Source organism: Halalkalicoccus sp. CG83, from assembly GCF_037081715.1.
Classification (GTDB): domain Archaea; phylum Halobacteriota; class Halobacteria; order Halobacteriales; family Halalkalicoccaceae; genus Halalkalicoccus; species Halalkalicoccus ordinarius.
The window spans coordinates 910,358-923,607 of sequence record NZ_JAZDDH010000001.1; the positions used below are offsets into that span (position 1 = coordinate 910,358).

The 13,250-nt window shown below is 64.8% G+C and carries 16 protein-coding genes; 13 read left to right on the top strand and 3 right to left on the bottom strand.

Annotated features, from left to right (window positions below):
* Window positions 1-176: 176 nt before the first annotated feature.
* The 8 genes from V0Z78_RS04585 (at window position 177) to V0Z78_RS04620 (ending at window position 6,483) form a co-directional block, all read left to right on the top strand.
* Window positions 177-1,148 carry a PstS family phosphate ABC transporter substrate-binding protein gene (locus V0Z78_RS04585; RefSeq protein WP_336343444.1) on the top strand — a complete coding sequence of 324 codons (972 nt, stop codon included), beginning with the start codon at window positions 177-179 and terminating at the stop codon, window positions 1,146-1,148.
* 67 nt (window positions 1,149-1,215) lie between these two features.
* Window positions 1,216-2,151 carry a phosphate ABC transporter permease subunit PstC gene (gene pstC / locus V0Z78_RS04590; RefSeq protein WP_336343445.1) on the top strand — a complete coding sequence of 312 codons (936 nt, stop codon included), beginning with the start codon at window positions 1,216-1,218 and terminating at the stop codon, window positions 2,149-2,151.
* Window positions 2,151-3,041 carry a phosphate ABC transporter permease PstA gene (gene pstA / locus V0Z78_RS04595; RefSeq protein WP_336343446.1) on the top strand — a complete coding sequence of 297 codons (891 nt, stop codon included), beginning with the start codon at window positions 2,151-2,153 and terminating at the stop codon, window positions 3,039-3,041. The genes pstC and pstA overlap by 1 nt, the downstream gene beginning before the upstream one ends.
* Entirely contained in the window at window positions 3,038-3,916 is an 879-nt protein-coding gene (pstB, locus tag V0Z78_RS04600; protein WP_336343447.1) for a phosphate ABC transporter ATP-binding protein PstB, read from the top strand. Before pstA ends, pstB begins: the two co-directional genes overlap by 4 nt.
* A complete protein-coding gene (gene phoU, locus V0Z78_RS04605) occupies window positions 3,916-4,596 on the top strand; it encodes a phosphate signaling complex protein PhoU (RefSeq protein WP_336343448.1) in 681 nt (226 codons plus the stop codon). Before pstB ends, phoU begins: the two co-directional genes overlap by 1 nt.
* 194 nt (window positions 4,597-4,790) lie before the next feature.
* Window positions 4,791-5,636 carry a hypothetical protein gene (locus tag V0Z78_RS04610; RefSeq protein WP_336343449.1) on the top strand — a complete coding sequence of 282 codons (846 nt, stop codon included), beginning with the start codon at window positions 4,791-4,793 and terminating at the stop codon, window positions 5,634-5,636.
* A 107-nt stretch (window positions 5,637-5,743) separates the two neighbouring features.
* Complete coding sequence (locus tag V0Z78_RS04615) at window positions 5,744-6,043, top strand: hypothetical protein (RefSeq protein ID WP_336343450.1); 300 nt, start codon at window positions 5,744-5,746, stop codon at window positions 6,041-6,043.
* A complete protein-coding gene (locus V0Z78_RS04620; RefSeq protein ID WP_336343451.1) occupies window positions 6,010-6,483 on the top strand; it encodes a cation:proton antiporter regulatory subunit in 474 nt (157 codons plus the stop codon). The genes V0Z78_RS04615 and V0Z78_RS04620 overlap by 34 nt, the downstream gene beginning before the upstream one ends.
* Window positions 6,484-6,520: 37 nt before the next feature.
* Here V0Z78_RS04620 and V0Z78_RS04625 read toward each other — a convergent pair whose 3' ends face one another.
* Together V0Z78_RS04625 and V0Z78_RS04630 are read right to left on the bottom strand one after the other, a co-directional pair.
* Complete coding sequence (locus V0Z78_RS04625) at window positions 6,521-6,703, bottom strand: hypothetical protein (RefSeq protein ID WP_336343452.1); 183 nt, start codon at window positions 6,701-6,703, stop codon at window positions 6,521-6,523.
* A gap of 115 nt (window positions 6,704-6,818) precedes the next feature.
* Entirely contained in the window at window positions 6,819-9,044 is a 2,226-nt protein-coding gene (locus V0Z78_RS04630) for a CDC48 family AAA ATPase (protein WP_336343453.1), read from the bottom strand.
* Between the two features lie 227 nt (window positions 9,045-9,271).
* On the opposite strand from V0Z78_RS04630, the gene larC reads away from it, so the two are divergent.
* Together larC and V0Z78_RS04640 are read left to right on the top strand one after the other, a co-directional pair.
* Window positions 9,272-10,543 carry a nickel pincer cofactor biosynthesis protein LarC gene (gene larC / locus V0Z78_RS04635; protein ID WP_336343454.1) on the top strand — a complete coding sequence of 424 codons (1,272 nt, stop codon included), beginning with the start codon at window positions 9,272-9,274 and terminating at the stop codon, window positions 10,541-10,543.
* Window positions 10,544-10,630: 87 nt separating this feature from the next.
* Entirely contained in the window at window positions 10,631-11,119 is a 489-nt protein-coding gene (locus tag V0Z78_RS04640) for a hypothetical protein (RefSeq protein ID WP_336343455.1), read from the top strand.
* A 1-nt stretch (window position 11,120) separates the two neighbouring features.
* Here V0Z78_RS04640 and V0Z78_RS04645 read toward each other — a convergent pair whose 3' ends face one another.
* The gene (locus V0Z78_RS04645) at window positions 11,121-11,846 is read right to left on the bottom strand and encodes a hypothetical protein (RefSeq protein ID WP_336343456.1); all 726 of its coding nucleotides are present in this window, start codon (window positions 11,844-11,846) and stop codon (window positions 11,121-11,123) included.
* 84 nt (window positions 11,847-11,930) lie between these two features.
* Between V0Z78_RS04645 and radB the strand changes: the two genes are divergently transcribed.
* From radB to V0Z78_RS04660, 3 genes are all read left to right on the top strand, one after another.
* Entirely contained in the window at window positions 11,931-12,632 is a 702-nt protein-coding gene (gene radB, locus V0Z78_RS04650; RefSeq protein WP_409338672.1) for a DNA repair and recombination protein RadB, read from the top strand.
* A gap of 159 nt (window positions 12,633-12,791) precedes the next feature.
* Window positions 12,792-13,109 (top strand): 30S ribosomal protein S24e, encoded by a 318-nt coding sequence (locus tag V0Z78_RS04655; protein WP_336343458.1) that lies wholly within the window; start codon window positions 12,792-12,794, stop codon window positions 13,107-13,109.
* Window positions 13,110-13,244 carry a 30S ribosomal protein S27ae gene (locus V0Z78_RS04660; protein ID WP_336343459.1) on the top strand — a complete coding sequence of 45 codons (135 nt, stop codon included), beginning with the start codon at window positions 13,110-13,112 and terminating at the stop codon, window positions 13,242-13,244.
* Window positions 13,245-13,250: the final 6 nt, after the last annotated feature.

The following is a 13,250-nucleotide window of genomic DNA, read 5'->3' on the forward strand; positions in this document are numbered from 1 at the left end:
TCGTCGCGGCTCGGAGCCGGGACCGGTCCGGCGGATCGAACGAGCTACCGGACGAGACGGCGGTTTGAACGGGGAGGGTCGATCTCTCCGCTCCGGCCCTCCGAACCGCGAACGTACATACTACTATATAGCAATCATAGTAGGATATTTATCGTCATGACGAGCACGTTCTGACGATGTGGTCAGACAGGTCGTGGTGGCCGACCGGTTCCGTCTCTAGACGCGACGTCCTGGCCGCGACCGGCACGGCGGGCGCCGTCGGTCTAACCGGCTGTACCCGGGCGCTCAGCAGCGAGGAACGTGAGGTGAACATCGCCGGAAGCAGCACCGTCTTCCCAATCGCGGAGGCGATCGCCTCCGATTTCGTCCAGCGGAACCCCGAAGTGAACGTCTCGGTCAGCCAGACCGGCAGCGGCGGGGGGTTCTCGAACTTCTTCTGCCCGGGGATGACCGACCTCAACAACGCCAGCCGCCCCATCGCGGACGAGGAACGCTCCCAGTGTGCGACCAACGGCGTCGAGCCGATCGAGTTCACCGTCGGCACCGACGCGTTGACCGTGGTCGTGAATCCCGAGGCCGACTGGGTCGACTGCGTGACCATCGACGAGCTCAGGGAGATCTGGCGGGTTGGCGGCGCCGAGCGCTGGAGCGACGTCCGCGAGGAGTGGCCCGACGAGGAGTTCGAACTCTACGGTGCCGACACGGTCAGCGGCACCTTCGACTACTTCCGCGAGACCGTCATCGGCGAGGAGGAGAACCACCGCAACGACTACTCGGCGACCGAGAAGGACCGGACGATCGTTCGGGGCGTTCAGGGATCGCCGTACTCGATGGGCTACTTCGGCTTCTCGTACTACAGCGAGAACCCCGACTCGATCAAGGCGCTCGCCATCGACGACGGCGAGGGCTGTATCGAACCCACGCTCGAGACCGCGAAGAGCGGCGAGTATCGCCCCCTCTCGCGGCCGCTGTTCACCTACGCCGCGAAGGCCGAGCTCGCGGACTCCGCCGTTCGGGAGTTCCTTCGCTTCTTCATCGAACAGGCCGCGACCGACCTCGTCTCGGACGTCGGGTACGTCCCGATCACCGAGGAGGAGCGCGACGAGAACCTCGCCCGTCTCGACGAGGCCATCGAGGACGTGACATGACCAGACAGAGCCTCCGTTCGATCCCCACGGGGTTCGACGGACCGAAACCGAGGTGTATCGACCGACGATGAGCGACGCCACGACGCCCGATCTGACCCGCAAGGGGGGACAGAACACGCGGGAACTCGCCTATCGGATCGGCTTTTTCACCTGTGCGTTGCTGTCCGTACTCACCACGCTCGCCATCGTCCTCACGCTACTGGGCGACGCAGCGACCTTCTTCTCGGAGGTGTCGCCGGTCGAGTTCCTCACCGGAACGACCTGGAGTCCCGCTAACGATCCCGTCAACTTCGGCGTGCTCCCGCTGATCACCGGAACGCTCGTCATCACGTTCGGCGCCGCCGTGATCGCGCTGCCGGTCGGGCTCCTGACGGCCATCTACCTCAGCGAGTACGCCAGCGATCGCGCCCGGTCGGCGTTGAAGCCGGCGATCGAGGTGCTCGCCGGCGTGCCGACGGTCGTCTACGGCTACTTCGCGCTGGTGTACATCACGCCGGCGTTGAGCGTCGTCTTCCCGACGATCAGCACGTTCAACGCGCTCTCGGCCTCCATCATCGTCGGCATCATGATCATCCCGATGGTCTCCTCGATCAGCGAGGACGCCATGAGCGCGGTTCCCGACTCGCTTCGGGAGGCGAGCTACGGCCTGGGCGCGACGCGCTTTACCGTCTCGACGAGCGTCGTCGTCCCCGCGTCGGTCTCGGGCATCGCCTCCTCGTACATCCTCGCGCTCAGCCGGGCAATCGGCGAGACGATGGCCGTCACCATCGCGGCGGGGAACACACCCCGACTGGTCGACCTCACCGACCCCGCGGGGATCTTCCTCAACTCGATCCAGACGATGACCGCAGCGATGGTCCAGCTCGGCGCGAGCGACGTGACCGGCCAGTCGATCGCCTACCGGAGCCTCTTCGCGGTCGGGCTCGCGCTGTTCGTCATCACGTTCGCCATGAACCTGATAAGCGAGTGGGTCGCCTCACGCTACCGGGAGGTGTATCGCTGATGGCGGTCGAAACCGAATCCGAGGGGACGGCGTTCGGCGAGGTCAGCCGATGGAAGGACGTCGTCTTCGAGTACGTCACGCTCGCGGCGACGCTGTTGGGCATCGTCACGCTCGGGGTGTTGCTCGCCTACGTCACCGTCGACGCCGTCGGCTGGCTCGACCTCCAGTTCCTCACGAGCCCGCCTCACCCGCTTCCCGAGGAGGCAGGACTCTTCCCGGCGCTCGTCGGCTCGATCCTCCTGATGGTGCTCATCGCGCTCATCACGTTTCCGCTCGGGGTCGGTGCGGCGATCTATCTCGAGGAGTACGCCTCGGACAACGCTCTGACGCGGTTCATCCAGCTCAACATCGCGAACCTCGCGGGCGTTCCCTCCGTGGTCTACGGGCTGTTGGGCCTCGGGCTGTTCGTCCAGCTCGTCAACTTCGGCTACGGGACGCTGTTGGTCGCCGGCTTCACCGTCTCGCTGCTGATCCTGCCGATCGTCATCATCTCCGCACAGGAAGCGATCCGGTCGGTGCCCGACTCCCTTCGACAGGCCTCCTACGGGATGGGCGCGACCAAACGACAGACGATCCGGAACGTCGTTCTGCCGCGATCGTTGCCCGGCATCATGACCGGGACGATCCTCGCGCTCGGGCGAGCGATCGGCGAGACAGCACCGCTGATCATGATCGGCGTGCCGACGACCGTCTTCGGCGTGCCGACCGGGCTGTTCGCGAAGTTCAGCGCGATGCCGATGCAGATCTACACCTGGTCGAGCTATCCCGATACGGCCTTCCAGTACGGCGTCGTCTCGGCGGGCGTCGTGACGCTGCTGGTGGTGCTGCTCTCGGTGAACTCGATCGCGATACTCATCCGCAACAAGTATCAGACGGAGAACTCAACATGACACAGGAGAACATGACGACGCCAGAACCGGACGAGGGCTACGAATCGATCGCGTCGACGAATCCGGGCACTGGCGGCATCTCGGAGGAACGAACGCGACCGACCGACGATTCCGGCTCGTCGGCCGCACGAACCGTCATCGAGAGCCGTGACCTCGACGTCTACTACGGCTCCGACCAGGCGCTCGACTCGATCGACATCGAGATCCCCGGACGGGAGGTGACGGCGATCATCGGCCCGTCGGGCTGTGGGAAGTCCACGTTCCTCCGATGTATCAACCGCATGAACGACCTCGTCGAGAGCGCCCGCGTCGAGGGCGAACTGCTGTTCGAGGGCAAGAACGTCTACGACGAGGACGTCGACCCGGTCGCGCTCCGGCGCAAGATCGGGATGGTGTTCCAGAAGCCCAACCCGTTCCCGAAGTCGATCCGCGAGAACGTCACGTACGGGCTGAAGGTCCAGGGCAAGGAGGCCACCGACGAGAACGTCGAGCAGGCGCTCAAACGTGCGGCGCTGTGGGACGAGGTGAAGGACAAGCTCGACTCCTCGGGACTGGACCTCTCGGGCGGCCAGCAACAACGCCTCTGTATCGCGCGGGCCATCGCGCCCGATCCCGAAGTCCTGCTGATGGACGAGCCCGCCAGCGCGCTCGACCCCGTCGCCACCTCCCAGATCGAGGACCTGATCGAGGAGCTCGCCGAAGACTACACCGTGGTGATCGTCACCCACAACATGCAGCAGGCCGCTCGAATCTCGCATAAGACTGCCGTGTTCCTCACCGGCGGCGAGCTCGTGGAGTTCGGCGAGACCAACAGGATCTTCGAGAACCCCGACCACCAGCGGGTCGAAGACTACATCACCGGTAAGTTCGGCTAATGGCACGCAAAAGCTACCAGCAGAAGCTCGACGAGCTGCGCCAGGACGTCCTCTACATGGGCGAGGTCGTCCAGGAGCGCCTGCGGATGGGGCTGGCGGCGCTCGAATCCAAGGACGAGGTGCTCGCGGAGGAGGTGATCACCCGCGACGCCGAAGTGAACGAGATGTACCTCGAACTCGAGCGCAACTGTACCGACCTGATCGCGCTCCAGCAGCCCGTCGCGGGCGACCTGCGCTTCATCGCCGCGTCGTTCAAGATCATCACCGACCTCGAGCGGATCGCCGACCTCGCGACCAACCTCGGGAAGTACAGCAAGCAGGCCACCCGCGACCTCTATCCCGACGTCGACGTCCAGGGGATCGGCGCGATCACCCTCGAGATGATCGAGGACGCGATGGCCGCCTACGCCGCGGAGGACGTCGAGTCCTGTTATGCGATCGCCGAACGCGACGACGACGTCGACGAGCGCTGCGAGCGTGCAAGCGAGGTCGTCGTCCGCGACCTGATCGAGACGGAGATCGGCGACGGCACCGACGAGAGCGAGATCGAGGCCATGCTCCAGGACGTCTCGAGGCTCCTGCTCACGGTTCGCGACCTCGAGCGCGTCGGCGACCACGCCGTCAACATCAGCGCGCGGACGCTCTACATGGTCGAGAACGACGACGAACTCCTTTTCTAGCGGACCTTTTTACGCCTCGGGTTCGCGCGAAGCGCGAACCACTCGGCGCAAAAATCTCCACCAAAAAGGCCGCGAGCGCTAAGCGCTCGCGGCCTTTATGTGGTCAACCCCGGAAGTCAGGCTACCTTCGATGGGATTGATTTTATTGCGACCATTGAATTAAGACGATCTAATTCAGAGGGTCTTCATGCAGAATGAATCAGTTTAGATTGAGAATTGCTGCACTTCTAACAGTTATCATAGCAATTATTATTTTGGCAGTTGCCACGTTCCAATGGGGAGCAAACGGTTTGCAGGCTTCTGCAACAGTAGTACTAGTTGCACTTACAGCGTGGTATGCGATCCAAACACGAAGAAGCTTGGAGGAAACGAAAAACGAGAGGAGGAGACCGTACATACTTTCTCTCGTTACTGAAGGAATAGATCCCGTCCTAAATCAGGTGAGGAACAATAATCAGCGAATAGATGAGAGAGACACCAGTAGATATTCCGACCGGTGTTTGTATCCAAACCTATCGCTTGGTGACGAGCTTACTGAAGAGATGATCGCGGATCTAAACAGAGACGGATTCACAGTCGCGAAAGACTACGAGATCTACCGTGATCTAATATCCACGTATGGATTTGCGTACACCGAACTACGTCTTGAGCTTCGCGACCATATTCAGAGAGAGTTCAGCGATTGGGTAGAAAACAAAGAAGAAGCACTCCCTGAGAATCCCCCGGTAACGGTTGGGGATTCTCAGGACGAGATCAATTGGGAGAATGTACCATACTTTTTTGGTGATGATTTCACAGAGTGGGTACTGCTCGGATTTGCACCAAGTGATAGAACTCACGAGATTTTTGAGCCGTTTGAGAGGAATCTGATGGCGTTACGTAATAATAGATTTGAGGAGGAATTTTCACATCTGGATGAAACAATAGATGATGTTGATGATTGGGGAAATCTTCTAAGCGAGGATTTGGAATCTGTTCGCTCCGCCTACATGGAGAGATATGACGTGACTGAAATGGAAGCGAAATCGAAGGTTGACTGAGCCGATTAGTCGTATTTGACCGATCATCCGAACCGAATCTGCTTTTCGCATGTTATCATCACTCGAAATTTGACGGATCTATTTGGCTCGATCGCCTACGGACGAACATGTACGCGCTGATCTCACTCATTCTGATCATCGCCCTCTCGATGCTCATCGTGCGGGTCGGCACCGTCGCGCTGGTGATGACCGGCCTCTCTCGCGAGGTGGCGTCGATGCAGGCGCTTTCTGCGTACTCGGGGGCCGGCTTCACCACCGAGGAGGCGGAGGAGACGGTTGCCTACCCCGCCCGGCGCCGGGTCGTGAAGAACCTCATGCGGCTGGGCAACGTCGGGCTCGTCACCTCCATGATCCGGCCACCCGTCTCGAACGATTGGTCATCCTCGTCGGGGCAGCGTTCGTCCTGATCGCCCTCGCGCGGAGCACCTGGTTCGACCGGCTGCTCACGCCGGCGATCAAACGCGTGCTCGATCGCACCGCCTCGTTCGAACTCCGGGACTACACCCGGCTGCTCAACCTCCATCGCGACTACCACGTCGCCGATCTGGCGGTGAGCGAGGATAGCTGGCTGGCCGGCGAGAGCCTCGGAGAGCTCCAGTTGCGCTCCGAGGAGGGCGTGGTGATCCTCGGCATCCAGCGGGGAGACGGCACGTACGTCGGCGCGCCGGCGGCCGAGGACGAGATCACCGCCGGCGACACGGTGATCGCGTACGGACGCGAGGAGCGCCTCCGGGAGCTCGTCGATCGTTCGGCCGACGATCAGCAGGCCCACGAGGACGCGAAGGACGACCATCGGAGGCTGCTCGCGCTCGAACGACGCCTCGATCCGGAACGCGACCCCGTCTGAGTCACCGCCTGCTGAGGTAGACGACCAGCGCGATCAGTCACGGCACGACGCCCAGGAGCAACAGCCAGAGGACGCCGAGTCCCCACCAGGGCGCGCAGTCGATCCCCCGCTTCGTCCCGTCGAGATAGACCCAGTAGCCGGCCGAGCCGGCGAGCAACAGCAGGACGAACACGCCTATCAGAACGAAGCTCCCATCGGCCAGTACCGGTAACGTGCGCATGGTTTTGCTGACGGCTCGCGATCAGATGGGTGGTCTGCCTGCGGCTACCGGCGGGCGGTCAGCACTGCCGGTCCGATGGCCGACCTAGAACGCTACGGAAAACGGACGAATCGCGCTACTGGAACCCGATGCGGCTCTCGGGGCGGCCGCGGCCGGGTTCCGCGGTGCCGCCGGTGAACTCGTCCTTGATCTGCTCGTAGTAGTCGAGGATGTCCTCGGTGATCGTCGGCCGGACCGAGTCCATCGCCTGGCGGAAGTGGCGCATCTCGACGACCTCCGCGTCGGTGTCCTCGCGCAGCGCGGCCATCGCCGCCTCGCGCGCGATGCTCTGGAGGTCGCTGCCGACGTAGCCGTCGGTGATCTCGGCGAGTTCGCGAAGGCTCACGTCCGCCGCGAGCGGGATGTCGCGGGTGTGGATCTGGAGGATCTCGCGACGACCCTCCTCGTCGGGCTGGCCGACCATCACCAGTCGGTCGAACCGGCCCGAACGGATCAGCGCGGGATCGATCATATCCGGTCTATTAGTCGCGGCGATCACCATCACGTTCTGCATCTCCTCGAGCCCGTCGAGCTCGGTCAACAGCTGGTTGACGACACGCTCGGAGACGTTGCTTCCGACCTCCCCGCCGCGCGAGGGCGCGAGGCTGTCGAGCTCGTCGAAGAAGATCACCGTCGGCGAGACCTGACGGGCCTTCCTGAACGTCTGGCGAATCGCCTTCTCCGATTCGCCCACCCACTTGCTCAACAGTTGAGGGCCGCGGATCGAGATGAAGTTAGCGTTGGTCTCGTTGGCGACCGCCTTCGCCATTAGCGTCTTGCCCGTCCCGGGCGGACCGTAGAGCAACACGCCCGCCGGCGGGTCGATCCCCATGCGCTCGAAGCGCCCGGGGTTGGTGAGCGGCCACTCGACGCTCTCTTTGATGTCCTCGGTCGCGTCCTCGAGCCCGCCGATGTCGTTCCAGGAGATCTTCGGCAGCTCGACGAGCACCTCGCGCATCGCGCTCGGTTCGACCTCGTTGAGCGCCCCGCGGAAGTCGTCGCGCCGGACGATCATCCGCTCGATCAGCTCGGGTGGGATGTCCTCCTTGTCGAGATCGATCTCGGGGAGGTATCTCCTGAGGGCCTTCATCGCGGCCTCCTTCGTCAGCGATTCGATGTCCGCACCGACGAAGCCGTGGGTGTCGTCGGCGAGTTCGGGGAGGCTCACGTCGTCCGACAGCGGCATCCCGCGGGTGTGGATCTGGAGGATCTCCTCGCGCCCCGTTTCGTCGGGCACGTCGATCGAGATCTCCCGATCGAAGCGGCCCGGCCGGCGGAGCGCGGGATCGACGCTGTCGACGCGATTCGTCGCCGCGATGACGATCACCTGGCCCCGGGACTCGAGACCGTCCATCATCGTCAGCAGCTGGGCGACCACCCGGCGCTCGACCTCGCCGGTGACGTCCTCGCGTTTGGGCGCGATGGAATCGAGCTCGTCGATGAAGATGATCGAGGGCGACTCCTCGCTGGCGTCCTCGAAGATCTCGCGGAGCTGTTGTTCTGACTCCCCGTAGTACTTCGAAATGATCTCGGGGCCCGCGATCGAGAAGAAGCTCGCGCTCGTCTCGTTGGCGACCGCCTTCGCCAGCAGCGTCTTACCGGTGCCCGGCGGGCCGTGGAGCAGGACCCCCTGGGGCGGCTCGATGCCGAGCTTCTTGAAGATCTGGGGGTGTTTCATCGGCAGCTCGACCATCTCGCGGACGCGCTGGATCTCGCTCTGGAGGCCGCCGATGTCCTCGTAGGTGATGCCCGAGCCGGTCTTCTCGTAGCCCGAGATGGGCTCCTCTCGCAGCTCGACCTCCGTGTCCTCGGTGATGAGACAGACGCCATCGGGCTCGGTCTCGACCGCGATCAACGGGATCGCCTGTCCGGGAGAGCGCATGAACGGGTGGTTCGTCGAGCTCATCACGGGAACGATGTCGCGCTCGACCACGGGCCGTTTGAGGATCTGGCGTTTCACCATGCCCGCGGCGTCGGAGCCGAACTGCACCGACGCCTCCTCCGGCGGGGCGAGCACGAGCTTCTCGGCCTTCGTGGCGTCGGCCTTGCGGATCGTGACGCGCTCGCCGATGCCGACGTCGGCGTTCTGACGGGTGAACCCGTCGACGCGGACGGTATCGGTGTTCCAGTCCTGGCGGTCAGCACGCCAGACCTTCGCGGCGGTAGTGTCGCCGCCCTCGATCTCGATGATGTCGCCGGGACTCAGCTTCAGGTGTAACAACGTATCGGGGTCGAGGCGGGCGATTCCTCGTCCCGAGTCGTTCGGGTAGGCTTTCGCCACCTCGAGTTGTACTTCGTTCATGATGGGGATGCGGGGATTGGTTGGATGTCGGGTTCCGGCGCCGATAGGTCTTGCGTTGGTGGACGCCGGCGGCGATGCGTTCTTCGCATCTCGTGTGTCAGTCGTTCGCACGCGATGGTATGTGCGTGGCCTACAAAACGCTACCGACCGCGCGCGCTTTCGCCGACGGTCGGCGGTCTCGCGGGTGAAGCGGCGCACCTTTCTGCCCCCCGGCCCGCAGAGTGGGTATGCGCACGCTCGCGCTCGACGGCCGGACCGGTGCAAGCGGGGACATGCTGCTCGGCGCGCTGCTCGCCGCGGGCGCGGATCCCGCCGTGCTCGATCCGGTCGAGGACGCCCTCGGGATACGGTACTCGATCACCGATACGATCAGAAACGGGATCGGCGCGACCGCCGTCGACGTGTTGTTCGATCCGGAGGCGATGGATCACGATCACGACGACGAACACGAGCACGGTCACGGCTCCGATGGCGACGGGTCCGGGGATCGACACGCCGAGGGCGCGGGGCCGCACCGTTCCTACCGGGAGGTCGTCGACCTCGTCGAGTCGATGGGACTCGCTCCCGACGTCGAGTCGAGGGCGATCGAGGTCTTCACGATCCTCGGGGAGGCCGAGGCCGCGGTCCACGATGAGTCGCTCGAGTCGATCCACTTCCACGAGGTCGGCGCGGACGACGCCATCGCGGACGTCGTCGGCGCGGTCGCGCTGCTCTCCGACCTCGATCCCGATCGAGTGGTGACGACGCCCCTCGCGGTCGGCGGCGGCGAGACGTCGATGAGCCACGGCAGCTACCCGATCCCGGGTCCCGCCGTCGTCGAGATCGCCGAACGCGCCGACTGGTCGATCCGGGGCGGCCCCGTGGAGCGCGAACTGCTGACCCCGACGGGCGCGGCGATCCTCGCGGGCGTCGCCGAGGGAAGCGAGACGCTTCCCGCGCTCCGCGTCGACGGGTCGGGCTACGGCGCGGGCGACGCGGAGTTTCCCGAACATCCGAACGTGCTGCGAGCGATCGTCGGCGAGAGCGAGGAGTTGGCTCGCGAGGAGATCAGCGTTCTGGAGACGAACGTCGACGACGTCCCCCCGGAAGTCCTGGGGGGGCTGCAGGAGACGCTCGCGGACGTGGGCGCGCGCGACGTCTCGATCCTGCCTGTGACGATGAAGAAGTCGCGACCGGGCCACCTCGTGAAGGTGATCTGTCGGCCCGAGGACGCCCAACGTGTCGCACGTCGACTCGCCGAGGAGACCGGAACGCTGGGAGTGCGTGCGAATCCGGGTGCACACCGCTGGGTCGCAAGCCGGCGTATCGAGACGGTCACCGTCGAGATCGACCGCGTCGAGTACGAGGTGGACGTGAAGGTCGCGAGCGACGAGTCGAACGAGGTCTACGACGTCAGCGCGGAGTACGACGACGCGGCCGCCGTCGCCGGCGAGACCGGCCGTCCGATCCGCGAGATCGTGCGCCTCGCCGAGGCGGTGTGGCACGACGAGCGCATGTGAGACGGCCGTTCGGTCGTGTCGATCGTTATCACATCACGAACCGTTATGGAGCGGTTCGTCGTACGAAGGGACGAGCGTCGTCACACCATGGCATCCGACCTCATTCCGTATGACACCGCGCGGCTCGAACGGCGTCTCGACTCGCTCGACACCGCGATCGCCGGCTGGATGGACCGGTGGGGGCTGCGACTGCTTCGGTACGCGATCGGCGTCGTCTTCGTCTGGTTCGGCGCGCTGAAGCCGCTCGGATTGAGTCCCGCGGCCGATCTCGTCGCCAACACCGTCTACGTGGTGCCCCCGGAGCTGTTCGTCCCCGTTCTCGGCGTCTGGGAGGTGCTGATCGGGCTCTGTCTGCTCTACCGGCCGCTGATCCGACTCGGGATCCTGTTGCTGTTCCTGCAGATGCCCGGCACCTTCCTCCCGCTCGTTCTGCTTCCGGAGGTGACGTTCGAGCGATTTCCTCACGCGCTGACGCTCGAGGGACAGTACATCGTCAAGAACCTCGTGATGATCGGCGCGGCGTTGGCCGTCGGGGCGACCGTCCGCGAGGACGCTCCCCACGCCGGCGAGGGGTAGGCTATTCCTCGCGGTGTTCCTCGAGCGCCTCCTCGACGGTGAGCTCGCCGGTCGCGACCCGCCTCGCGAGCTCGGCGTCGATCTCGCGGTTCTCGGACGAACGCTCGCGCGAGCGGCGTTTGATTGTCGTGAGCTCCCCCTCGGTGGGCTCGATCTCGCGGACGTCGATGGCCTCTCCCTCCATCTGCGAGATGTTCACCGCTGCGAGCACGTCGCCCATCCCTCGCGCGCCCGTGCCGAGCGACGGCGTCGTCCCCGTCTCGTCGACGAGTTCGACCCGGACGTCCTCGAGGGCGTTGACGATCGTCGCTCCCTGGAGGCGTGCGCCGTCGCCGATCCGTACCAACGGGTCGACCCCGTCGCGGACCTCCTCGCGGATCACCTCGGTGGCGTCCGCGAGCGGCACCTGGAAGGCGGCGACGACGACGGGGCCCGAACGGACGACGATCCCCGGCCGGTCGCCCGGATCGACGCCGATGACGGTTCGGCCCTCGCCGCCGCGCAGGATCGATAGCGCGGTCTCGACCGCCTGCCTGGGCGCTGCGGGCTCGGCGTGGACGGTCTCGACGCCGTCGAAGGCCCGCTCGTCGGAGCCGACCACGACGACGCTCGTCCCCTCGGGGAGGTCGTCGCCGGGTTCGATCGTAGTGAAGACGACCCCCCGCTCGCGGAGCTCGTTCACGACTCCGTGATAGACCTCGAAGTCCTCGGTGGCGACGACGATCACGCCCGACGTTCGCGGGCGGATCGTTAAACGTTTTCCCGCCGCGGTATCGCGGCGCTTTTGGCTCGGGCGGGCCAACGGCGGCGCGTGAACGACGCGATCCCGGTGGGGTGTGAGCCGCTCGACGAACTGCTCGGCGGCGGCGTCGAGCGCGGCACCGTCACGCAGGTCTACGGCCCGCCCGCCGCGGGCAAGACGAACGTCGCGCTCTGTGCCGCCGTCGAGTGCGCCGCCGCCGGCGAGCGGGTCGTCTACGTCGACACCGAGGGCATCTCCGTCGACCGGTTCGAGCAGCTCCTCCGGGCGCGTGCCGACGGGGACGACCTCGAGACGCTATCGGGTCGGATCATCGTGAGCGAGGCCCACACGTTCGACGAACAGGAGGAGGCCGTCCGTGACGTCGAGGAGCTCGCGAGCGAGGTCTCGCTGGTCGTGCTCGACAGCGCGACGGGCTTCTACCGGCTCCAGCGCACCGAGGACGAGCGCGAGGGCGACGCGCTTCGTTCCGTCGCTCGTCAGATAACCCACCTGCTCTCGCTCGCACGAAAGCACAACCTCGCGGTGCTGATCACGAACCAGGTGTTCACCGACCCCGACGCCGACCGGGTGCGCGCGCTGGGGGGCAACACGCTCGAACACTGGACCGGGACCGTGCTGCGGATCGACCGGTTCCGCGGCGGGAACCGCCGTGCGACCCTCGAGAAACACCGTTCGAAGCCCGCGGGCGAGACCGTCCAGTTCCGCATCGTCGACGAGGGCCTCGAGGCGGTCGACGAGATGGCGCCGTAGAAATCGAGTTCACTTACGAACCGCGAGCGAACGGAGTGAGCGAGCGCCTTTTTAGTGCAGGTTTTTCCGGCTCGGGGTCGCTCCGCGACCCCTCGCCGCAAAAAAGTGCGTGTCGAAATCCTTTTACGGGTTTCACGGGGTAGTACGAGGTAACTGACCATGGACATCGAAGTACTTTCGCAGGAGGAGAACCCGATGCTGCATCGAACGGACGTGACGTTCGAGATCACCCACGACGAGGCGACGCCCTCGCGGCTCTCCGTGCGCGACAGCCTCGCGGCGAAGCTCAACAAGGACGCGGAGGAGGTCGTCATCCGCGAGATGAACACGAAGTTCGGCATGCGGACGACCGTCGGCTACGCGAAGGTCTACGAGAGCCCCGGCTTCGCGCGCGACGTCGAGCAGGAACACATGCTCAAGCGCAACAAGATCAGCGCCGACGACGCCGACTCCGCCGAGGAGGGCGAGGAGGCGTAGATGGCCCGCTACGAGCTCTACGATGAGGACGGTTCGACGCAGCGCGAGCACTGTCCCCGGTGTGGCGACTCGTTCCTCGGCGACTACGGTGACCGCATGCACTGCGGTCGCTGTAGCTACACCGAGTGGCAGTAACGCCGC